Here is a 19789-nt window from a genome sequence, read left to right on the forward strand (position 1 = left end):
AATTCAGGCCAGCGGCGCGCCCGGCAGATAAAGCGCAATCGGCCGGATCTCGTAGACGGCGGTGGGATTGACGCGCCTGAGATCGCGCGCCCACCGCTATCGCCTCGTCCTGGTTGGCGCAATCCAGCACATAGAGGCCCAGCAACTGCTCCTTGGTCTCGGCAAAGGGGCCGTCGATCACCATGCCGTCGCCCGGACCGCGCAGCGTGACGGCTTTCGCCGTCTCGCCCAGCCTTGCCGCCGGGCCCAGCTTGCCGGCGCGGGTCAGCCTGTCGTTGATCTCGAGCAGGTCTTTCATGACGGCTGCATCCTCGTCGGGCGTCCAGGACTGGACGGTCTCTTCGACGTGATAGGCAAGGATTGCGTAGAACATGGTTCGGTTCCTCGTGCGGGGATCCGAAAATCAGAATCGATTTTTGCGTCGCTGACCTTCGGTTCGGTAAGGGTCATGCACCAAATTGAAGTGCTACGGCATCCCGCGTCCTGGAGGACGCACGGCGCTTTAGGGCGGGCTGCACTATCACAAGGATGGCGCGGCTGATCCAGTCCTCTGGAGCAGCCGGGAAAGCGCTTGCTGACTCAAGCTGCCAGCGGCAGGCGCAGCTCCGTCAGCAGGCCGCCGCCGGGATGGTTGGAAAGGCTGATCTCGCCGCCGGCGCCGCGGGCGATGTTGCGGGCGATGGTCAAGCCGAGGCCAAGCCCGCCGGTCTCGCGGTTGCGCGACTGTTCGAGGCGCACGAAGGAACCGAACACCTGATCCAGCTTTGCCTGCGGAATGCCCGGCCCTTCATCGCGGATGCTGAGCGTGATTGTGTCGCCAGAGCGCTGCACGCCGATATGCGCCTTCTTGCCATAGGTGACGGCGTTCTGGACTAGATTGGTGATGCAGCGGCGCAGCGCCACCGGCCGCGCGATGCAGACCAGGCCGCGCGAAGGCGTGGCGTCCTCGTCGAACGAAGCGTCCTCGAACATGTCGGCGACCGCCTCCACCAGCGACCAGAAGTCGATCCGCTCGGCCTTTTCCTCGGTGACCTCGAATTTGGCGAAGTCGATCACCGAGCTTGCGATGCTCTCGATGTCGGCAAGGTCATGCGCCAGCGCTTCACGGGCCGGCGATTTGCGCAGCAGCTCGAGACGCAATCGCATCCTGGTCAGCGGCGTGCGCAGATCATGCGCCAGTGCCGCCGCCAGGTGCTCGCGGTCCTCGACATAGTCGCGCAGGCGCATCTGCATGGCGTTGACCGCCTTTGCCGCGGCGCGGATCTCGCGGCTGCCGGTCTCGGCGATGGGCGGGCTTTTGAGGTCCTTGCCGATGCGGTTCACCGCGGTCTCCATCATGCGATAGGGTGCGGTCAGCCGGCGCAGCGACCAGATCGACATCACGATGATCAGTCCCGCTATCAGCGAATAGAGCGGCAGGCTATCCCAACTCAGGATCGGCCCAGCCGGCGTGATCGGCTCGGTGAAGTTCAGCCACTGGCCGTCGGAAAAGCGCAGCGATGCCGTCAGCTTGTCGCTCTGGGCGAAATCCGCGGCCAGCACCAGCAGATCGCGCTCGACCTGGCCGACATCCTTGTTCATCACCTGACCGTCCGGGACATCGGCTTCCTGCGTTGCCGGATCGCGCCGCACACGCGCGTCGGTGATGCCGAACTTGGACAGGCGGCCGACCAGGATGTCCTCCAGCTCGGCTAGCTGGTCATCGCCGGCGATCGAGGAAGTGACGGCGGGGGTGTCCGAAACGGTCAATGCGTAGGTGGCATTGAACAGGCCGGACGCGGTCGTCTTGCGTTCTTCAGGCGTGGCGTCATGCATCAGCTGCACCAGCGAATAGGCGCGGTCGTTCAGCCGGTAGAGATCAACCACATCGTTGGCAGCGGCGCGGTCGCGCGCCACGATATAAAGCGTCGCGACCTGGCTGATCATCAGGCCGGCAATGACGATGAGCAGAACCCAGACAGGCAGGGTTTGCGGCAGCAAGCGTCTCATTCGGAGGTCGTTTCGGGCAGAAACTGATAGCCGCCGCTGCGCACCGTCAAGATCAGCTTCGGCGTCTTGGGATCGTCCTCCATCTTGCGGCGCAGGCGGCTGACCAGGATGTCGACGCTGCGATCGAAGCTGTAACCGGTGTCGCCGCCGGACAACTCGATGAGCTGCTCGCGGGTGAGAACGCGTTGCGCGCTCTTGACGAAGGTCTGCAGCAGGTTGAACTCCGCCATCGTCAGTTCCACCCGCACGTCGTCGGGCGCCGTCAGCCGGCGGCGCGAGCAATCCATGGTCCAGCCGGCAAAGCGGTAGATCTGCTTGGCTGTGGGCCGGCGCGGCTCGGCCGTGCCGTTGCGCCTCAGCACCGCTCGGATGCGGGCGAGCAATTCGCGCGGATCGAAGGGTTTCGGCACATAGTCATCAGCCCCCATCTCGAGGCCGACGACGCGATCCGTCGTCTCGGTCACCGCGGTCAGCATGATGATCGGTGTGGTGTGATTGGCGCGGATCTCGCGGCACAGTTCCAGCCCGCTTTTACCGGGAAGCATCACATCGAGCACGATCAGGTCGACCTGCGCCCGGCGGAGAATCGACTCCATCTCGGTGCCGTCGGCGGCCACCGTCGTGCGCAGCCCCCGCTTCTGGAAAAATTCCTGAAGCAGGTCGCGTATGCCCTTGTCGTCATCGACGATCAATATGTGCGAGTCGGATTTCACGAGAACCCCGCGATTTGCTGTAGCCAAGCCGCCCTTCGGTGAGCACCAACACGATAGAATTCGGGCCATATCTTGGCCAGTGGCGGCGACGTGGGACGGAATGGCTTCCCCAGAAACAATTCAGAAACAAAATTCTACAGTCGGGAAAAACTCGTGAAAAATTTCAAGGGCATAACTGCTGCCGTGGCGGTCAGGTCATCGGCTGCGACGCAAGTTTCCGGAGTAACGGGCAAGACCGATGCAGAGGTTCTGGATCAGCGTGATGGGTGCTTTGCTCAGCATGTCCCTCATCACAGCCGCAGTCGGGGCCTCCAACGCAAAGGTAACGCCGCTGACCCGGACCGAGCGCTGCACCAATCTCAACCGTCAAGTTGACGAAGCCCTCGAAACCCATGCCGCGGCAACGCAGGTCACCGCGGCGAAGGCGCTTCAAAGAAAGGGAAACCGGTTCTGCGCTGCCAAGAAACAGGCGCAGGGCATCCGGATGCTCGCAAACGCTTTGAAGCTCCTTGGAGTGACACCGATCGACCCGGTTCAGTGACGCTCAACTCCTCGACCCGCATGAAAAAGGAAATGAAGCCATGACAAAGTCCCTCCTCTCCGCCCTCGGCCTCGCTGTTGCTCTCGCTTTCTCGATGCCGGCTGTCAGCAACGCCGCCGCCACGACGACCGCCGCTCCGGCCGCCTCGACCACGACCACGGCTCCGGCCGCTGACGCTACGGCGAAGACCGCTCCGAAGAAGGTCGCCGCCAAGAAGGCCTGCAAGGTGACCAAGACCCACAAGTGCCCGGTCAAGAAGGCCCCGAAGAAGGACGCGAAGAAGTCCTAATCCAGGCTTCGATCCTGATCTTTCAAGACCGCTCCGGCCGAAACCGGCCGGGGCGGCTTCCAGCGGCCGAATCCTGACACCGGCAGCTTGCGCCGCGCCACTTCCTTAACCCGATCGCAATGCCGGTGCCGTAGGACAATCCGCATGAAGAAGCGGCTTTCGTCCATGATGCGCTCGCTGGCTCTCGGCGGCTTGGTTGCCACCGCGGCAGCAAGAGCGCTGATCATCTTGACAGCCAGCCCAGTGCCGGATCCCGCCAGCGGCAGGACCGAGCCGGAACTTTTCGCGCCGGCCATCTCATCGAGCTTCGACTACATCACGCCGGCACAGAGCTGGGTCCTGATAGTGCTGACGGGCGCGACGCTGATCGGCTTCGTCGCCTGGATGATTGGCGCGTTCATGGAGCGCGGTTCCAACATGGACGACGGTGCGTCGCACGATCGGTCGGCAGGGGCGTTGAAGCGCAAACAACGCTATCCCACATAAGCCTTCATCGTCCCTCGATTCTCCGCCCTCCAGCGGACAAATGGACAAATGCTTCCCTGCCTGAGGAAGTGCAAGCCAGACCCAGTTTCCAACTGGTGAATTCCAATGCCTGAGACCGTCCTCAAACCGCGTACCAAGACGCAGCCGAAGACCGAGCGGCCGAAGCTCTACAAGGTCATCCTGGTCAATGACGACTTCACGCCGCGGGAGTTCGTGGTGACGGTGCTTAAAGGCGAGTTCAAGCTCAGCGAGGATCAGGCGCATCGCGTGATGATCACCGCGCATACACGCGGCGTCTGCGTGGTCGCCGTCTTCACGCGCGACGTTGCCGAGACCAAGGCCGCGCGAGCAACCGACGCCGGTAAGGCCAAGGGCTATCCGCTGCTGTTCACGACCGAGCCGGAAGAGTAGGGCAGCTCTGCCTCGCCCGTGTACTGAGAGGGAAAGCGAGGCCGCCGGCCGAGCAGGGTGAGGGTGGGACCAAGCCGCCATATTCGATTGGTGGACGACGCCCCTCATCGGCGCTTCGGGCACCTTTCCCCGGAAGGGGGAGACGGAAAAGGCTCTACCTTCCTTCTCGATACCACATGGAGCCGATGGCCAGGAGCAGCAAGCCGAGGCCGAGGAAGCCGCCGAACAGCGGCACGCGCGAGACGGCCTTCAGCGTGCTGTCGTCGGTGGTGCGCAGCCCGATCCAATCGTTCCCCGATGCCGCCCCCGAGGAGCGGACCGGTACGATCGAAGGCAATGCCACACCGCCGGCAAGATCGCCAAGCATGGAGGATGGCGCGAGCCGGCGCACGCTGCCGCCGGTCGCCTCGGCCGGCGCCTTCAGCCTGTCCTCGGTGGAAACGACATCGGCGAATTCAGGCGCATTGATCGGGCCGACATGGGCAAGCGCGGAGAGGTCGCCGTTGCCGACCTGATAGAGGCCGATCTCGCTGGTCTGCAGGCTGCCCGTGAAAATCCCTGGTTCGGCTTTTTCCAGCTTGACGGTCATCGTCTTGCCGGAAGGCGTGATCACCTGAGCGGGGCCGGGATCGTCGCTCATCGTCTGGCGGCGGATTTCCAGCACCATGCCGCGACCGTCGGCGGTTAGCCGTTCTTCTTCAAGTTCGGGTTCCTTCATCAGCCAATGGGCGATGCGCCGATAGAGCTGGACATGCGGCCCGCCGCCTTCGAAGCCGCGCGCCCACAGCCAGCCCTGATCGGAAAGCAGCATGCCGACCCGGCCTTCGCCCTTGCGGTCGAGCACAAGCAGGGGGCGGTCGTCGGCCCCTTTCATCACCACCGCGCCCTCGGGGTTCTTGACGCCGATGGTGCGGAACCAGCGGCTCCAGCGCGGCGGATCGGCGGCGGAGCCGTCGAGCCCGCGCGTGACCGGGTGGCGCTGGCCGAGATCGGTGAGACGCGGATAGAAGGCCTTATCGACGACCTCGCCGCTCGGCATCGCGGGCAGGGCCGACATCAGCGGCGTTCGGGCGATGGAGCTTTCGCCGGCATATTCGGGCCCGGCGGCAATCAGCAGCGCGCCGCCCTTTTCGACATATTCGGAGATGTAGTCGTAATACAGGATCGGCAGCACGTCGCGGTGCTGATAGCGGTCGAAGATGATCAGATCGAAATCCTTGATTTTCTCGACGAACAGCTCGCGCGTCGGGAAGGCGATCAGCGACAGCTCGTTGATCGGGGTGCCGTCCTGCTTTTCCGGCGGTCGCAGAATGGTGAAGTGGACGAGGTCGACCGAAGCGTCGGATTTCAACAGGTTGCGCCAGGTGCGCTCGCCGGCATGCGGCTCGCCGGAGACCAGAAGCACGCGCAGATGATCGCGAATGCCGTCGACCAGCGCGATGGCGCGGTTGTTGGTGTCGGTCAACTCGCCCGGCTCGTGGTCGATCGAAAGCTGGACGATGTTGCGGCCCGCGTTGGGAATGGTGACTTCAAGCTTCATCGGCTGACCGATGGTCGCATGCTCGACAGAGACCTGCTCGCCATTGACCGAGACCCGCACGTCGACCGGGCCGCCCTGGCCTTCCATGGAAAGCACCCGATAGCTCATGTCGAGCGGCTTGCCGACGAGGCCAAAGCGCGGCGCGTTCTCGAAGCGGATGCGGCGGTCCTTCTCGTGCTCGTTGCCGGTGATCAGCGCATGGAGCGGCGCGTTGAATTCCGGAGCGCCGGCCGGCGCGTCATGCACCTCGCCATCGGTGATCATGATGGCGCCGCCGATGCGCGAGGGCGGCACATCGCGGAAAGCGCTTTCCAGCGCGCCGAACAGCCTGGTTTCCGTGCGCTCATCGGCGGCCTCGGATTTGCCGGCCTCGACGACGCGGACGTCGAATTGCTTGAAACGGCCGAGGCGCTGCTGAAGGCCCGTCAGCGCTTCGTCGGTCTGCTTGGTGCGGTCGCCGATGTCCTGGCTCTGGCTGCGATCGACGATGACCGCGACGACGCTCTTCAATGCCTCGCGTTCCTCGTCGAGGAAAACGGGATTGAGCAGTGCCGCGCCCAGCGCCAGCAGGGCGATGAAGCGCAGGACAGAGCCGCGCTGACGGAACCACAGGCCGGCCAGCGCGAGCAGCGCGAGCGGCACGATGACGACCCAGAACAGCGGCCAGGAAACGAGCGGCTCGAAGGAGATCGACCAGTTCATGAACTACTGTCCCAGCCGTTCGAGCAGGACGGGCACATGCACCTGGTCGGATTTGTAGTTGCCGGTCAGCATGTACATCATGATGTTGACGCCGGCGCGCAGCGCGTAGACGCGCTGCATCGGATCCGGCGGCACGGTCGGCAGCATCGGATCGCCGTTCTCGTCGACCGCCCAGGCGCCGGCGAAATCATTACCGGTGATCATGATCGGGGAGACGCCGTCGCCGGTGCGCACGGGACGGTTCTCGGTGTTGCTGGCATCGAGCGAGGCTTCGACCCAGAGCGGACTGCCGTTGAAGCGGCCGGGAAACTCGGGAAGGATGAAGAAGGACTTCGTCAGCACATGGTCCGAGGGCACCGGCTCCAGCGGCGGCACGTTCAGATTGCCGAGAATATCGCGCAGCCGCTCGGTGGCCGGGCTTGCCGAGCCGCCGCCGATGCCGTTGGAGAACTGGTCGCGCGTGTCGAAGAGAACCGTGCCGCCCTGCTGCATATAGGCGTCGATGCGGGCGATCGCGGCTTCGCTGGGCATCGGCGCGGTAGCGTCGATTGGCCAGTAGATCAGCGGATAGAAGGTCAGTTCGTCCTTGGAGATGTCGACACCCGCCGGCGGGCCGGGTTCCAGCGCGGTCTTCTCGATGAGGAAGCGGGTGAGGCCCTCAAGGCCGGCGCGGCTGATTGAATCGACGCCGGGCTCGCCGGTGATGACATAGGCGATGCGAGTTTTCGAAATGTCCTCGATGGCCTGGGCATCGCCCGGCTTCGAATCATCGGCGCGGGCAAAGTCGGCGTGGCCGAAGAGCCCGCCGAACACGATCAGCAGGGCAGCGGCGGTCGCCGCGGCGCGGCGCGGCCGGCGCGAGAACAGCCCACCCATCCAGAACACGGCAAGCGTGTCGAGCACCATCAGCAAGAGGGCCAATGTGACCAGCGGGCCTTTCAGGTTCTCCGATTCGTCGAAGGCGTAAGGGATGGCCGTCACCGGCAGCGAGACCTGTGGCCGAGCAAGCGGCGTGAATGTGCTCGAGGCGTTGAGCAGGTTATGCGCGAAAACGCCGGTTTCCGAACCGTAGAGGCCGGGCGGGTTTTCCAGCGTCACCGGAAGCGGGCCGGCGGCGGGCACGAGCGGCCGCGCATCGGGTGTCGGCGGCACCAGCGCGCCGTCGGCGCCGATCATGCGATAGGGCGCCAGCGATGCTGCGGCCGCCTCGGCATTGGCGACCGCGGCGCCCTGGTTGCGCGACAATTGCACTATGCGTCTCAGCATCTCGACGAAGCTGCCGGAGATCGGCAGGTTCGACCAGGTCGCCTCCGGTGTCACGTGGAAGAGTACCAGCGTTCCCTTGTCCTTCTTCATGCCCGTGACCAGCGGCGTGCCGTCGGCAAGCGTCGCCCAGGTGCGCTCGACGATGTCGGGCGTCGGCTCGGCCAGCACCTGCCGGCTGACCGTCACCTCCGTCGGCGGCGCGAGGTCGGCGAACGGGCCGTTCTTCGGGAATTCGGTGACCGGTTGCGGCGTCGTCCACGAAAGCGCGCCGCCCAGCGCGCGCTCGCCGCTGCGCAGCCGGACCGGCAAGAGATCATCGTCGTTGCCGGCGGCAGCCAGCCTTGAACCGGCAAAACGCACCAGCGTGCCGCCATTGTTCACCCAGTCGACCAGCCGTTGCCGGACCTGCGCAGGGATGGTGCCGACATCGGCCATGATGATCATCGCCGGCTTCTGGTCGAGAAGCTGCGGAATGGCATCGGCCAGATCGGCGCTCGACGGCTCCACCAGATCGGCGAAAGGCTGCAGGGCGCGGCGAATGTAATAGAGCGGCGACAGCAGCGGCTGCGCCTGGTCTGCCTCGGCCTGCGAAAGCAGACCGACGCGGCGGCGCTTGGAGCTCTCGTCCAGCACGCGAACGGCACCGGCCTGGTGCTCGCCATCGAGTGCTATCGAGGCGAAGTCGTTGCGCAATTCGAACGGCACCTTCATCGTTCCGGTGGCGGTGGCCTGACCCGGCGCGAAGGTCAGAGTCGCGTCGGCGATGCGGCGGCCCTTGTCGTCGAAGGCGCCCGCGGTGACCTGCGCCGGCGCCGGGTCGCCCGGCGCGCGGATGGCGGTCAGCGTGAAGCCGTCGACCTGATTGTCGGCGCCGGTCAGGCCGGTGAGCGAAAGCCGGTCCGAGGTGACCCAGACCAGCCTCGCGGCATTCTTTTCCAGGAGCGTCTTGAACGCCGCTTCGTCGCCGGTGGCGGCAAGGCCATCGGCAAGCACGGCAACGCTCGCGCCGGGCAGGCGCTCCAAAGTGGCTGCGACGCGGGCATAGACGGCGGGGCGGTCGGTCGGGATCGGGCGCGGCTTTGCCGCGCGCAGGCGGTCGAGCGCGGCCGATGCATCGAAGGGGCCGATCTCGGCATTCGGCTTCTCGGCGGTAAAGGCGATGACGACCGGCACGCCGTTCGAGCCGGCGTCGGCAATCAGCCGCTCGGCGGTGGCGACGCGCTTGCCCCAGTCGACGGCGCTTGCCCAGTCATTGTCGACGACCAGCGCGAGAGCCGAGCCCTCGGCCGGCAGCTTTTCGCGCGGATTGAAGATCGGCTCGGCGAGCGCCGTGACGACAAGGGCGGCCATCAGCAGGCGGAGCAGCGTCAGCCACCAGGGGCTTTGATGCGGCGTCTCTTCGCGCCTCAGGACGCGGGCGAGGATCCTCAGCGGCGGAAAGACCTCAGTCCGCGGCCTGGGCGGCGTCAGCCTCAGCAGGTACCAGATCACCGGCAGGGCCAGCAGCCCCCACAGCACCATCGGCGCGCCGAAGGAAAGCGGCAGCCAACTCATGCGACCGCCTTTCCGGCATCACCGCCAGCGGTCAGCCCTGCATGACCCGAGGTCAGACCCGGACGGCTGCTGTCGGCGGTCATCGCCATGTGGACGCGCACGAGCGCCTCGGAGGCGAGGCGGTCGGTATGATTGACGGTAAAGCTCCAGCCGAGGCGCTTGCACCAGCCGGCGAGTTCCTGGCGGCGAGCGATATAGAGCAGGCGGTATTCGTCTTTGAGCGTTTCGGCGCGGCCGGCGGTCAGCTTGTCGCCGGTCTCGGGATCGGTGAATTCGGTGCGGCCGGCATAGGGGAAGGTCTCCTCGGCCGGGTCGGCGACCTCGATCAGATGCGCGCGCACGCCGTGACGGGCGAGCACGTCGAGCCAGGCCATGGTCTCCTCGACCGGATCGAGAAAGTCGCTGACGATGACGATGTCGCAGAAGCGGCGGATGGTGGAGAGATCGGGCTTCGCCGCAAGGTTGCCGGCATGGCTGAGCTGGGCCGCGATGCGTTCGGCGCCGTTGCGGGCGGTGAACGGGTCGGTGAGGCCCGGCCAGGCGATGCGCTCGCCGCTGCGCGACAGGAGCTCGGCCAACCCAAGCGCCAGCACCAGCGCGCGCGATTCCTTGGAAACGCCGGCTCCCGAGGATTTGTAGAGCATGGACGGGGAGGGATCCGACCAGAGCCAGACGGTATGGGCCGCCTCCCACTCGCGGTCGCGCACATAGGTGTGGTCGTCGCGGGCCGAGCGGCGCCAGTCGATGCGTGAGGCATCGCCTTCGACATAGGGGCGGAACTGCCAGAAATTCTCGCCGATGCCGCGCTTGCGGCGGCCATGCCAGCCGGCGATCACCGTGTTGACGATGCGGCGCGCCTCGACCAGCAGATCCGGCACCAGAGAGGCCCGCAACCGGCCACGGGCGAGCGCGTCGCGCGTCGCAACCGGTGCCTGGACCTCGCCTATTCGACCCATCAGATGCCTTTTGCCAGTTTCGACACCACGTCGCGCACGGATGTGCCTTCGGCGCGGGCGGCGAAGGTCAGCGCCATGCGGTGCTGCAGCACCGGCTCGGCGAGGGCACGGATGTCGTCGACCGACGGCGCCAGCCTGCCATCATATAGAGCGCGTGCTCGGGCGCACAGGGTCAGCGCCTGGCTGGCGCGCGGACCAGGGCCCCAGGCGACATGCTTGTCGGTGTCGGCAATCCCCTGACCGGGACGAGCCGAGCGCACCAGCTTGAGGATCGCTTCGACGACGCTTTCGGGCACCGGCATGCGGCGGATCAGCGTCTGAATCTCCCTCAGCCTGGCTGGCTGCAGCACATTGTCGGCCCTGGCCTCCTCGACGCCGGTGGTTTCGAGCAGGATGCGGCGTTCGGCCTCGATCTCCGGATAGAGGATGTCGACCTGCATCAGGAAACGATCGAGCTGCGCTTCCGGCAGCGGATAGGTGCCTTCCTGCTCCAGCGGGTTCTGCGTCGCCAGCACGTGGAAGGGCGAGGGCAGGTCGTGGCGAACGCCGGCGATGGTGACGTGATATTCCTGCATCGCCTGCAGCAGCGCCGACTGGGTGCGCGGCGAGGCACGGTTGATCTCGTCGGCCATCAAAAGCTGCGAAAAGATAGGCCCGCGGAGGAAGCGGAAGGATCGTTTGCCAAGCTCATCCTGCTCCATGACTTCGGAGCCGAGGATGTCGGACGGCATCAGGTCGGGCGTGAACTGGATGCGGCGGGAATCGAGGCCGAGCACGATGCCCAGTGTCTCGACCAGCTTGGTCTTGGCGAGGCCTGGCACGCCGACGAGGAGCGCATGCCCGCCGGCAAGCAGCGCAACCAGCGTGCGCTCGACAACGGCTTCCTGGCCGAAGATCACGCGGCCTACGGCGTCGCGGACCTTGGAGATGTCGGACAGCGCCTTCTCGGCCTGCTCGATCATCGCCTTGTCGCTCAACGGGCTTTCCTTGATCATCACGCTCATGCCGTTCGATCCTTGTGGTTGGAAATACCGGCTTGCATTCTCGATTCGCAGAATGCCGCGATTCGGCCTCGCCCGGCGCCTGCGATTGAACTTAAATCACAGGCTTGGGCTGACAAGGCTGACAATCCGGACAACAGTGACTATTTCGTGACCATGACGCATCGCACAGAATCCGGTGAAAAGGGCCTGACCAGCGCCACCGAGGCGCGCGGGCTGGAGGCGCTGATCTCGCGCGCGGCGCGCGCCGGCAAGGGGCCGGCTCCGGTGGAGCGCTGGAATCCGGACTTCTGCGGCGACCTCGATATGGAGATCAGGGCCGACGGCACCTGGTTCTACCTCGGCACGCCGATCGGGCGCATGCCGCTGGTGCAGCTCTTTTCCAGCGTGTTGCGCAAGGACGCCGACGGCAAGACCTATCTGGTGACGCCGGTGGAGCGCGTCGGCATCCGCGTCGCCGACGCGCCTTTCATCGCCGTCGAGATGAACGTGTCCGGGACCGGCAACGGCCAGCTCATCACGTTCCGCACCAATGTCGGGGACGTGGTCACCGCCGGGCCCGGCCATCCGCTGCGCTTCGTCGACGAGGACGCCACCGGCGGGCTCAAGCCTTATGTGCTGGTGCGCGGGCGGCTGGAAGCCTTGGTGGCGCGGCCGGTGATGTACGAATTGGTCGAGCATGGAGAGGTGATCGACGTCGGCGGCAGGGCAATGTTCGCCGTCCGCTCCGGCGGCGAAGTCTATCCGATCATGCCGGCCGAAAAGCTCGAGCGGCTAAGCGCGTGATGGACCAGGTGGCTCCGGTGCCGTTCTCGATCGCGGATTTTCGCGCCCGCGCAGCGGCGCAGGCCGAGGTGCAATCCGGCGACGAGTTCGGCGACCACCGCTTCAATCCAGGGCATCCCAGGCTGAAGCATATAGAACCGCTGCGCGACGCCGCGGTGCTGATCCCGGTCGTCGATCACGCCGACGGCGCCACGGTGCTGCTCACCAAGCGGGCCGAGAAGCTGCGCAGCCATTCCGGCCAGGTCGCCTTTCCCGGCGGCACCATCGATCCGACCGATCCCAGTCCTGAGGCCACAGCGCTGCGGGAGACATTCGAGGAGATCGGCCTCGACCGCGATCACATCGAAATTGTCGGCCGCATGCCCGACTATGTCTCCGGCAGCGGCTACCGCATCGTGCCGGTGCTTTCGGTGGTGCGGCCCGGCTTTTCGCTGATGCTCAACGCCGACGAGGTCGACGCCGCCTTCGAGGTGCCGCTGCGCTTCCTGATGGACCCTGTCAACCACGCGCGCGACAGCCGCATGTGGAACGACCTCGAATGGTTCTTCTACGAGATGCCCTATGGCGGCCAGCGGATCTGGGGCGTCACCGCCGGTATCATCCGCACACTCTATGAAAGGCTCTATGCGTGAGCGCTGAGGTGTCTCTCTCGGGCAGGGCCGATTGGCTGGGCGAAAAGCATCTGCAGAAGCTGCTTGCCGCGCTGAAGGAGGGCGGCGAGGAGGCGCGGGTGGCCGGTGGAGCGGTGCGCAATGCGCTGATCGGCCAGCCGGTCGCCGACATTGACATTGCCACCACGACGGTGCCCGAGGACACGATCCACCGCGCGCAGGCCGCCGGCTTCAAGACCGTGCCGACAGGGATCGAGCACGGCACCGTCACGGCAATCGCCGGCGGCAAGGCCTATGAGGTCACGACGCTCAGGGCCGACATCGAGACCGACGGTCGGCGGGCGAAAGTCATCTTCGGGCGCGACTGGAAAGCCGACGCCGCGCGGCGCGACTTCACCATCAATGCGCTTTATGCCGAAGCCGACGGCGCCATCGTCGACCTTGTCGGCGGCGTCGCCGATATCGAGGCGCGGCGGCTGCGCTTCATCGGCGATCCGGAAGCGCGCATCCGCGAGGATTATCTTCGTATCCTGCGCTTCTTCCGCTTCTTCGCCTGGTATGGCGACGGCCGGCCGGACGCCGAGGGCTTGAAGGCCTGCGCCAGGCTGAAGGACGGGCTCGGCAGGCTTTCGGCCGAACGCGTGTGGTCCGAACTGAAGAAGCTGCTTTCGGCGCCCGACCCCTCGCGCGCCCTGCTGTGGATGCGCCAGGCCGGCGTCCTCACCGCCGTGCTGCCGGAGAGCGAGAAATGGGGCATCGACGCCATCCACGGGCTGGTCAGGACCGAAAAGGATCTCGGCTGGGATGCCGATCCGCTGCTCAGGCTGGAGGCCGTCGTTCCGCCGGATGCCGCGCGCATGAAGACGCTTGCCGAAAGGCTCAGATTTTCAACCGCCGAGGGGGAGCGCCTGCGACACTGGGCACTGACGGTTCCGCCTGAACCCAAGACGACCGAGACGGAATTGTCGAAGAAGCTCTATTTCGGCGACCGCGAAGGCTTCGTCGATCGCCTGCGGCTCGCGCTCGCCGCCGCGCGGACACGGGCCATCGAGGACGATCGGGCGATGATGGAAGCCGGCAGTTTCTCGCGCCTGCTCGGCTTCGCCTTGAAATGGCAAAAGCCGAGCTTTCCGATAAAGGGGGCCGACCTGACCGAACTCGGCGCCGCGCCCGGCCCGAAGCTTGGCGCCACGCTGAAGAATCTCGAAAGGGAATGGGTGGATTCAGCATTCGCCATGGATCGCGGCGCGCTGCTCAAACGCGCCGCGCAGGCACTCGAGGCTTAGATGAGTCCTACATCGTGGCGCCGCTCAGCGTATCGCGACCGGGGCCAGGGCGCGCGAAAGGCTTGCCTCGCCCTTGCCGTAGACTGAGGGGTTGTAGTTGACCAGCGTGTCGGTGCGAGCCGTGTTGAGCAGGTCGTTGGTGATCTGAACCGGGGTCGCCTTGGTGAATTTGCTGCCGATGATTGCGGCATATCCGGAGACGATAGGCGCGGCGAACGACGTGCCGTAAAGGCCGGTCTTGTCGCCTTCGACGCCGACCACCAGGAAATGGCTCTGCACGGTCGGGTCGGAGCCGGCGTAATTGGAATACCAGGCAAGCTGAGCCTTGTTTGACGCCGTGCCGTTTGTGGACAGCGCGCCAACAAAGATCGCCGTCGGTTTGCCGATCAGAGCGAGATCGAGATAATCCTGCTGTCCGCTAGTGACGCCGCCGACCGCAACCGAATCGTTGCCAGCCGCTTTCGAGACGATGGCCGATCCCTTGCTGGCGTAGGAGATGATCGATTGCTCCTCCGGGGCCCAGCGGATCTGGTTCACGCTGTAACCCGCGTTCGCATACATGCCGTAGCTGAGGTTGAGGACGTTGCGGCCACTTGCCAGCGGGACGGCCGAACCCGTCGAGAAGTCCTTGGAGCGGATGGTCGCCGCAGGAGCGATCATGCTTGCTTCCTCGCGCGTCCACTCTCCGTGCCGCTGATATTGCGTGCCGAGGCCGAAATTGCCGGAGAAGCGCGATGAGCTGCTGAAGTCGTCGATGATGGTGATGGTGACGCCCTTGCCCTTGTAGCCAGCCGCCCACGCGGCGCCGACATCGGGGCTCATCCAGCTCTGCACCGCTTGTGTCGTGCGCGCAACCGGTATCTTTGCGCTTACGCATATGGACCCGCCGCCGTGGCACAGCGCGGCCGCCTGGTCCGCGTCGAGAGCTTCCTGCGCCGACGCGATGGATGCCGGCAGAATGGTCAGTGCCGCGGCAATGCCGAGCTTCCAGAAATTACCAGACATGGTCTTACTCCCGGTCAAAGCAGGAACGAGGACGGACGCTCGCGAAGTTCGGGAGCAGGAAGATTTCTCATGCGCGGCATCCCGGCGATCAGAAAGTAACACGGTAGTTGAGCCACAGGCGCAGCCTTTCGGGGGTAGCGTTAACCAGATATTTCAGCGTGTCCTCAGGCGCCGTCTCCCCGGCCGCAAGCCGGCAGTTGACGCTGTAGGTGCCCAGATCCCCATAATCGGCCACGCAGGGCTTTTCGCTCAGGTTGCCGCCGAAGGTCGAGGTAACGGAAAGGGAGAGAGTGCTGTTGAGGCTCGGATGGGTCTGGGTGAGAAAACCGAGCTTGAGGCTCGGCGCGATGCGGTACTTCTCGGCTTGTTCCCCGGTTCCCACTCCCCACAGAAAGCCGCTGTCTTCGGTAAGTTGCGTGATGAAGTCGACGTGCATGTCGACCCAATCGCTGTGGTACCAACGATTGAACGAGACCCAGCTCCCGTCCTGCAGCTCATAGCCGCCATTGCCGAGAGCTCTGGCGCGGTCGCTGAGCCATGACCCCTGGTGGATGTTCACGAGGGACGTGGTCATTTCCTGGGCCATCGACGGCGAGGCGCCAACGACTAGGCACAGCAACAGTGCGGCTGCGCCGAAACCGTCTCGTTTGTTGGATCTTTCGCGCATGCGCGAAGCACCTCGCCCCACCGGATCCAGACGCGCCTTGTGGCGGACGGCTCCTCGAGCAGCCGCGGTCGCCGGATCATGCGCGACGATCGCATGGAGACCGTTACCGCGGGGTTATCCAAGCCGGTACGAATATAAGTTTTTGCTTGAATTCGGCGAAGCCAGGCCGTTGCCAGCGATCAGACGCAAACGAAGCGAGATGCGCCGGATGCTGCATCCAACTCGCCGGCTTTGCCAATGGTCGTCCGAAAACGGTGACCCGATGCCTCAGGCCGCGTCGCGGACCTTTTGGATGCGCGAGCGGATTGCCTCGATCATGGTCTCGCGGATGGTGGTTTCGCCATGGGTTTCACGCATGTGCTCGACGGCGCGGCGCATGACCTCGGCTTCCTCCTCGGCGCGCGTGTGCCAATCGCAGCCCGGGACGAGTGTCCCGCATTGGAACTCCTTCATGGTTTTTCCTTTCCTAGGTCCGGAGCCCTGATTCCGCTCCTTGTTGTCATGCAATTCCGCATGGAAAGCAGCATCGCATTTTCCTGAAATTGCCCCGGTGGAAAACCATAACACATGTCGCCGGCTTCGGTTGCATTGGAGCCGGTGGCGAATTGTTTTTTCACGGTCTCCGCGCGAAATCAAAGGCGGAGCATTGCTGCTCCGCCCGTTGCCACCTGGTTTCCGTCAAACGATGAACCGCTCTGTCTTTTTGTTTTGACGCAATTCCGGCGGAAACCGCTTCAACTGTTCTGCAATTGGAGGCCGTCACTTCATGATCTTGACAGCCTCGGCAATCTTGTTCTTGCCGCTCATATCCCAGGAAACGCGAACCTTCTCGCCCGGCTTGATGCCCGGATCCTTGAAGGCCTTGGACAGCGTGAAGGTCGATCCGTTGTCCAGAACAAGGCTCATGGCCGTTCCATCAAAGCTCTTCACTGTTCCCGTGGTGTGCTTGACCGCGGCGAACGCGGCGCCACCGGAGGCGAGAAAGGCGGCGGTTGCCGCCGTCACAATAAGCTTGCGCATAGGTTGTTCTCCTGGGATGCGGGCACCATTGGGAAGGCACTCCGCTCGATCAGGGCCGTCCGGACGCGTCGGGTCGCGGCTCGTAGCAGTGACGAGCCGCCGGCGCTTCCCGACCCGGCACGTTAAATAAATCAATTTTTTCAAAAGGATATTAGACGAAAAAGAAATCGCCCCTGCCACATTGCCGGTCAAAATTCGGCGAATGGGACAGCAATGCGGCTGGCCTTCCGCTCACCGGATTTTTACGGCCACTTTACCTCGGGCGGCAGGCTGGAGAGGATCGAGGCGACATTGCCGCCGGTTCTCAGGCCGAAGATGGTGCCGCGATCGTGAAGCAAATTGAATTCGACGTAACGGCCGCGCCGGACGAGCTGTTCCTCGCGGTCGCCGTCGGTCCAGTTCTGGTTGAAATTGCCCCGCACCAGATGGGAATAGACGACGAGGAAAGAGCGGCCGACATCCTGGACGAAATTGAAATCGGCGTCCCAGCCGCCCTTGCCCTCATCGGAATGCAGCCAGTCGAAAAAGATGCCGCCGACCCCGCGCGCCTCGTTGCGATGCGGCAGGAAGAAGTACTCGTCGCACCACGCCTTGAATTTCGGATAGTCGGCCACTCCGGCGTTCTTCTCGCAGGCGAACTGCATGGCGCGGTGGAAGGCGATCGTGTCGGGATCGTCCTGGGTACGGCGGCGGTCGAGCACCGGCGTCAGGTCGGCGCCGCCGCCAAACCAGTGGCGGGTGGTCACGACCATGCGTGTGTTCATATGCACGGCCGGAACGTTGGGGTTCCAGGGGTGCGCGATCAGCGAAACGCCGCTCGCCCAGAAGCGCGGATCCTCGTCGGCGCCCGGGATCTGCTTGCGGAATTCGGGAGAGAATTCGCCGTGGACGGTCGAGGTATGCACGCCGACCTTCTCGAAGACGCGGCCGCGCATCATCGACATGGTGCCGCCGCCACCTTTGCCGTCGTCGCGCTCCCACGGCGTCTGCTCGAAATGCCCGGGCGACCATGCCGATTGCGGTCCAGTGAGTTCCTGCTCGATCTGCTCGAAGGCGGCGCAGATGCGCTCGCGCAGCGCCTCGAACCAGAGGCGGGCCTTCATCTTCTTCTGCTCGATGTCGTCAGGCAGGCCCACCGCAATGTCGGGTCGTTCCAATTCCGTCTCCAGTCCAGGCTGCTTGCCCGACAAATGACTCGTTTTTTCTGCGCGCGATCCCTAATCTCTTAAGGGCAAGGGTCAAGTCCTGTCTGACCAAGGTGCAAGGAGTTTGCTCGTGCGCACCCCGGCAAGACCGCCGCTGGATGGCTTGAAGAAGAGGCTGGAGCGCTCACGGGCCGAGCGCGAAAGAGAGCCGCGCGACGGATTTTTGCGCGAGACTTTCGTGCTGCCGCGGCCGGCCGCGCGCCTCAAAGCCAAGGAATGGTTCGAGCGCTTTCCCAAGCAGGCCTATTGGACCGAGATCGAAAGCTGGTTCGAGCGCCCGGGCGACGTCATCGAATTCACCATGCGACGGCTGCCGGCGGCAGATTGAAAAATCCTCAGGGCACCAGTAGCCGTCTCGCTCCAGTTCCCTCTCTGGCCAGTCGGTCCTCCTTGTTCCGAAGCGGGCATTTGTCGATCGACATGCAACCGCAGCCGATGCAGTCCGTCAGGCCGTCGCGCAGCTTCTTCAATTGGGCGATCTTATGATCGAGGCCGTCGCGCCAAGCCGTTGAAAGCAGATTCCAATCCTCGCGCGTGGGCGTGCGGCCCTCGGGCAGGGAGTGGAATGCGGCGGCGATTTCGGCGAGCGAGATGCCGACCTCCTGGGCGACGCGGATGATCGCCACCCGTCGCAGCACGTCGCGGCCGTAGCGCCGTTGGTTGCCCGCGGTGCGATGGCTGCGGATCAGCCCGCGCCCTTCGTAAAAATGGAGCGCCGAGACCGCGACGCCACTGCGCATCGCCACCTGACCGACCGTCAATTCCTTCACCGGAGCCATCTCGCACTTTCCGCTTGACCTCAAGTTAGGTTGAGCTTGTAGCGAGGAAAGCCTGACAAGGCAAATTGAGGAGAAGGCGATGTGCGCCTGGGTGAGACTGACGCCGCAAGTGGGAGGCGTTCGCGACGACGAGCAGGGCTTGAGCAGCCTATCCGAGCTGGCGGAGCGCTTCGCCCGCGACCATCGCGACGGACAGCGCGACATTGATGCTGCGGGCGCCCGGCCGCATCGGAATGGTCAGTCGCGCGTCCGCCGCCTGATGAACCTCTTCCGGCACGCCAGCGGATTCGCGGCCGAACAGAAGGACGTCGCCGGCGGCGAAAGCAAACTGCGTGTAGGCGGTCTCGGCCTTGGTGGTGAGCAGCACAAGGCGGCGCGCGTTCGTTCGGCGCGATTCCTCGAAGGCGTGCCAGTCGGCATGGCGGGTAAGCGCCGCCATTTCGAGATAGTCCATGCCGGCCCGTTTCAGCGCCCGATCGGAGAGCGGGAAACCGGCCGGCTCGATGATGTCGACGCCAAGATCAAGGCAGGCGGCGAAGCGCAGGATCGTCCCGGTGTTGCCGGCGATATCCGGTTGGTAGAGCCCGATGCGGAGACGGTCGTTCATTTCCGCCTCCTTCTAATAAGTGGCAGAACGGCCACAGGCGGCTCCGGCTTTTGGCGATTTCTAGACTGGCGGGTGGCCATTTTATGCGAAGTCGAGTATACGCCCATCATCGTCAACCCGAACCGAAGGAGAGGGACCACATGATGACCATGCACTTCCAGCCCTTCTCCGGGCAGCTCCTCTTTGGGGCCCACGTATGCCCAACGGCGGTTTCGGTACGACGATTCTTCTGACACTTTAAGACCTCATCGCACCGATTCCCGCCGAACCCTGTTTTCGGCCTTCGAAGGAATCTCGCGATGTTTCTCAAACTGCCAAAGCGGCGCCGCGCCCCGCCTGAACGTGTCGACACCGACGCTGGCCGTCATGTCGGGA

General features: G+C 64.6%; 22 protein-coding genes and 1 pseudogene. 8 read left to right on the forward strand and 15 right to left on the reverse strand.

What is annotated here, in order from left to right:
• Positions 1–3: 3 nt before the first annotated feature.
• The 3 genes and pseudogenes from CK224_RS07190 to CK224_RS07200 form a co-directional block, all read right to left on the reverse strand.
• A pseudogene (locus tag CK224_RS07190) lies at positions 4–373 on the reverse strand (YciI family protein).
• A gap of 206 nt (positions 374–579) precedes the next feature.
• Positions 580–1989 carry an ATP-binding protein gene (locus CK224_RS07195; RefSeq protein WP_095781266.1) on the reverse strand — a complete coding sequence of 470 codons (1410 nt, stop codon included), beginning with the start codon at positions 1987–1989 and terminating at the stop codon, positions 580–582.
• Entirely contained in the window at positions 1986–2702 is a 717-nt protein-coding gene (locus CK224_RS07200; protein ID WP_066994281.1) for a response regulator transcription factor, read from the reverse strand. The genes CK224_RS07195 and CK224_RS07200 overlap by 4 nt, the downstream gene beginning before the upstream one ends.
• 238 nt (positions 2703–2940) lie before the next feature.
• Between CK224_RS07200 and CK224_RS07205 the strand changes: the two genes are divergently transcribed.
• Positions 2941–3243, forward strand: a complete 303-nt coding sequence (locus tag CK224_RS07205) for a hypothetical protein (protein ID WP_066994286.1) — start codon at positions 2941–2943, stop codon at positions 3241–3243.
• A gap of 40 nt (positions 3244–3283) precedes the next feature.
• Positions 3284–3532: a hypothetical protein gene (locus tag CK224_RS07210; RefSeq protein ID WP_066994288.1), complete on the forward strand. Its 249-nt coding sequence runs from the start codon at positions 3284–3286 to the stop codon at positions 3530–3532.
• On the opposite strand, the gene CK224_RS31200 is transcribed toward CK224_RS07210, so the two are convergent.
• Positions 3529–3699, reverse strand: a complete 171-nt coding sequence (locus CK224_RS31200) for a hypothetical protein (RefSeq protein WP_170950257.1) — start codon at positions 3697–3699, stop codon at positions 3529–3531. The genes CK224_RS07210 and CK224_RS31200 overlap by 4 nt on opposite strands.
• Between CK224_RS31200 and CK224_RS07215 the strand changes: the two genes are divergently transcribed.
• Both CK224_RS07215 and clpS read left to right on the forward strand, forming a co-directional pair.
• The gene (locus CK224_RS07215) at positions 3698–4018 is read left to right on the forward strand and encodes a hypothetical protein (protein ID WP_245425763.1); all 321 of its coding nucleotides are present in this window, start codon (positions 3698–3700) and stop codon (positions 4016–4018) included. The genes CK224_RS31200 and CK224_RS07215 overlap by 2 nt on opposite strands.
• Positions 4019–4123: 105 nt before the next feature.
• A complete protein-coding gene (clpS, locus tag CK224_RS07220; RefSeq protein WP_040989718.1) occupies positions 4124–4429 on the forward strand; it encodes an ATP-dependent Clp protease adapter ClpS in 306 nt (101 codons plus the stop codon).
• 154 nt (positions 4430–4583) lie between these two features.
• Here the strand turns inward: clpS and CK224_RS07225 are convergent, their stop codons facing one another.
• Genes CK224_RS07225 through CK224_RS07240 form a run of 4 tightly spaced genes read right to left on the reverse strand, consistent with a single transcriptional unit; the run spans position 4584 to position 11451 of the window.
• Complete coding sequence (locus CK224_RS07225; RefSeq protein WP_095781267.1) at positions 4584–6671, reverse strand: hypothetical protein; 2088 nt, start codon at positions 6669–6671, stop codon at positions 4584–4586.
• A 3-nt stretch (positions 6672–6674) separates the two neighbouring features.
• A complete protein-coding gene (locus CK224_RS07230) occupies positions 6675–9491 on the reverse strand; it encodes a DUF4159 domain-containing protein (RefSeq protein WP_095781268.1) in 2817 nt (938 codons plus the stop codon).
• Positions 9488–10447: a DUF58 domain-containing protein gene (locus CK224_RS07235; protein ID WP_095781269.1), complete on the reverse strand. Its 960-nt coding sequence runs from the start codon at positions 10445–10447 to the stop codon at positions 9488–9490. Before CK224_RS07235 ends, CK224_RS07230 begins: the two co-directional genes overlap by 4 nt.
• On the reverse strand, positions 10447–11451 hold the full coding sequence (locus CK224_RS07240) for a MoxR family ATPase (protein ID WP_095781270.1): 1005 nt from the start codon (positions 11449–11451) through the stop codon (positions 10447–10449). The genes CK224_RS07235 and CK224_RS07240 overlap by 1 nt, the downstream gene beginning before the upstream one ends.
• Positions 11452–11604: 153 nt before the next feature.
• Here CK224_RS07240 and CK224_RS07245 point away from each other — a divergent pair, with 153 nt between their 5' ends.
• Genes CK224_RS07245 through CK224_RS07255 form a run of 3 tightly spaced genes read left to right on the forward strand, consistent with a single transcriptional unit; the run spans position 11605 to position 14131 of the window.
• On the forward strand, positions 11605–12234 hold the full coding sequence (locus CK224_RS07245; RefSeq protein ID WP_066994892.1) for a DUF1285 domain-containing protein: 630 nt from the start codon (positions 11605–11607) through the stop codon (positions 12232–12234).
• Positions 12234–12866, forward strand: coding sequence for a CoA pyrophosphatase (locus CK224_RS07250; protein WP_095781271.1), 633 nt, complete (start codon positions 12234–12236; stop codon positions 12864–12866). Before CK224_RS07245 ends, CK224_RS07250 begins: the two co-directional genes overlap by 1 nt.
• Positions 12863–14131: a CCA tRNA nucleotidyltransferase gene (locus CK224_RS07255; RefSeq protein ID WP_066994305.1), complete on the forward strand. Its 1269-nt coding sequence runs from the start codon at positions 12863–12865 to the stop codon at positions 14129–14131. Before CK224_RS07250 ends, CK224_RS07255 begins: the two co-directional genes overlap by 4 nt.
• Positions 14132–14155: 24 nt before the next feature.
• On the opposite strand, the gene CK224_RS31880 is transcribed toward CK224_RS07255, so the two are convergent.
• From CK224_RS31880 to hemF, 5 genes are all read right to left on the reverse strand, one after another.
• Positions 14156–15136, reverse strand: coding sequence for a S8/S53 family peptidase (locus CK224_RS31880; protein WP_082980442.1), 981 nt, complete (start codon positions 15134–15136; stop codon positions 14156–14158).
• Between the two features lie 88 nt (positions 15137–15224).
• Positions 15225–15803 (reverse strand): hypothetical protein, encoded by a 579-nt coding sequence (locus CK224_RS07265; RefSeq protein ID WP_066994307.1) that lies wholly within the window; start codon positions 15801–15803, stop codon positions 15225–15227.
• Positions 15804–16070: 267 nt separating this feature from the next.
• On the reverse strand, positions 16071–16256 hold the full coding sequence (locus CK224_RS07270; RefSeq protein WP_066994310.1) for a DUF1059 domain-containing protein: 186 nt from the start codon (positions 16254–16256) through the stop codon (positions 16071–16073).
• A 306-nt stretch (positions 16257–16562) separates the two neighbouring features.
• A complete protein-coding gene (locus CK224_RS07275) occupies positions 16563–16823 on the reverse strand; it encodes a DUF1344 domain-containing protein (RefSeq protein WP_066994313.1) in 261 nt (86 codons plus the stop codon).
• 242 nt (positions 16824–17065) lie between these two features.
• Positions 17066–17980, reverse strand: coding sequence for an oxygen-dependent coproporphyrinogen oxidase (gene hemF, locus CK224_RS07280; RefSeq protein WP_066994898.1), 915 nt, complete (start codon positions 17978–17980; stop codon positions 17066–17068).
• A gap of 118 nt (positions 17981–18098) precedes the next feature.
• Between hemF and CK224_RS07285 the strand changes: the two genes are divergently transcribed.
• Positions 18099–18356 (forward strand): hypothetical protein, encoded by a 258-nt coding sequence (locus tag CK224_RS07285; protein ID WP_066994316.1) that lies wholly within the window; start codon positions 18099–18101, stop codon positions 18354–18356.
• Positions 18357–18363: 7 nt separating this feature from the next.
• On the opposite strand, the gene soxR is transcribed toward CK224_RS07285, so the two are convergent.
• Positions 18364–18807 carry a redox-sensitive transcriptional activator SoxR gene (soxR, locus tag CK224_RS07290; protein WP_095777293.1) on the reverse strand — a complete coding sequence of 148 codons (444 nt, stop codon included), beginning with the start codon at positions 18805–18807 and terminating at the stop codon, positions 18364–18366.
• 148 nt (positions 18808–18955) lie between these two features.
• Positions 18956–19414: a tRNA (cytidine(34)-2'-O)-methyltransferase gene (locus tag CK224_RS07295; protein ID WP_095781272.1), complete on the reverse strand. Its 459-nt coding sequence runs from the start codon at positions 19412–19414 to the stop codon at positions 18956–18958.
• Positions 19415–19789: the final 375 nt, after the last annotated feature.

This window comes from Mesorhizobium sp. WSM3862 (genome assembly GCF_002294985.1).
GTDB lineage: Bacteria > Pseudomonadota > Alphaproteobacteria > Rhizobiales > Rhizobiaceae > Mesorhizobium.

Coding starts and splice junctions, on each gene's coding strand:
- CK224_RS07240 (WP_095781270.1), bottom strand. CDS start 11,451: ATGAGCGTGATGATCAAGGAAAGCCCGTTGAGCGACAAGGCGATGATC.
- CK224_RS07295 (WP_095781272.1), bottom strand. CDS start 19,414: ATGAACGACCGTCTCCGCATCGGGCTCTACCAACCGGATATCGCCGGC.
- CK224_RS07205 (WP_066994286.1), top strand. CDS start 2,941: ATGCAGAGGTTCTGGATCAGCGTGATGGGTGCTTTGCTCAGCATGTCC.
- CK224_RS07250 (WP_095781271.1), top strand. CDS start 12,234: ATGGACCAGGTGGCTCCGGTGCCGTTCTCGATCGCGGATTTTCGCGCC.
- CK224_RS07215 (WP_245425763.1), top strand. CDS start 3,698: ATGATGCGCTCGCTGGCTCTCGGCGGCTTGGTTGCCACCGCGGCAGCA.
- CK224_RS07275 (WP_066994313.1), bottom strand. CDS start 16,823: ATGCGCAAGCTTATTGTGACGGCGGCAACCGCCGCCTTTCTCGCCTCC.
- clpS (WP_040989718.1), top strand. CDS start 4,124: ATGCCTGAGACCGTCCTCAAACCGCGTACCAAGACGCAGCCGAAGACC.
- CK224_RS07195 (WP_095781266.1), bottom strand. CDS start 1,989: ATGAGACGCTTGCTGCCGCAAACCCTGCCTGTCTGGGTTCTGCTCATC.
- soxR (WP_095777293.1), bottom strand. CDS start 18,807: ATGGCTCCGGTGAAGGAATTGACGGTCGGTCAGGTGGCGATGCGCAGT.
- CK224_RS31880 (WP_082980442.1), bottom strand. CDS start 15,136: ATGTCTGGTAATTTCTGGAAGCTCGGCATTGCCGCGGCACTGACCATT.
- CK224_RS07235 (WP_095781269.1), bottom strand. CDS start 10,447: ATGGGTCGAATAGGCGAGGTCCAGGCACCGGTTGCGACGCGCGACGCG.
- CK224_RS07245 (WP_066994892.1), top strand. CDS start 11,605: ATGACGCATCGCACAGAATCCGGTGAAAAGGGCCTGACCAGCGCCACC.
- CK224_RS07225 (WP_095781267.1), bottom strand. CDS start 6,671: ATGAACTGGTCGATCTCCTTCGAGCCGCTCGTTTCCTGGCCGCTGTTC.
- CK224_RS31200 (WP_170950257.1), bottom strand. CDS start 3,699: ATGGACGAAAGCCGCTTCTTCATGCGGATTGTCCTACGGCACCGGCAT.
- CK224_RS07210 (WP_066994288.1), top strand. CDS start 3,284: ATGACAAAGTCCCTCCTCTCCGCCCTCGGCCTCGCTGTTGCTCTCGCT.
- CK224_RS07265 (WP_066994307.1), bottom strand. CDS start 15,803: ATGCGCGAAAGATCCAACAAACGAGACGGTTTCGGCGCAGCCGCACTG.
- CK224_RS07230 (WP_095781268.1), bottom strand. CDS start 9,491: ATGAGTTGGCTGCCGCTTTCCTTCGGCGCGCCGATGGTGCTGTGGGGG.
- CK224_RS07270 (WP_066994310.1), bottom strand. CDS start 16,256: ATGAAGGAGTTCCAATGCGGGACACTCGTCCCGGGCTGCGATTGGCAC.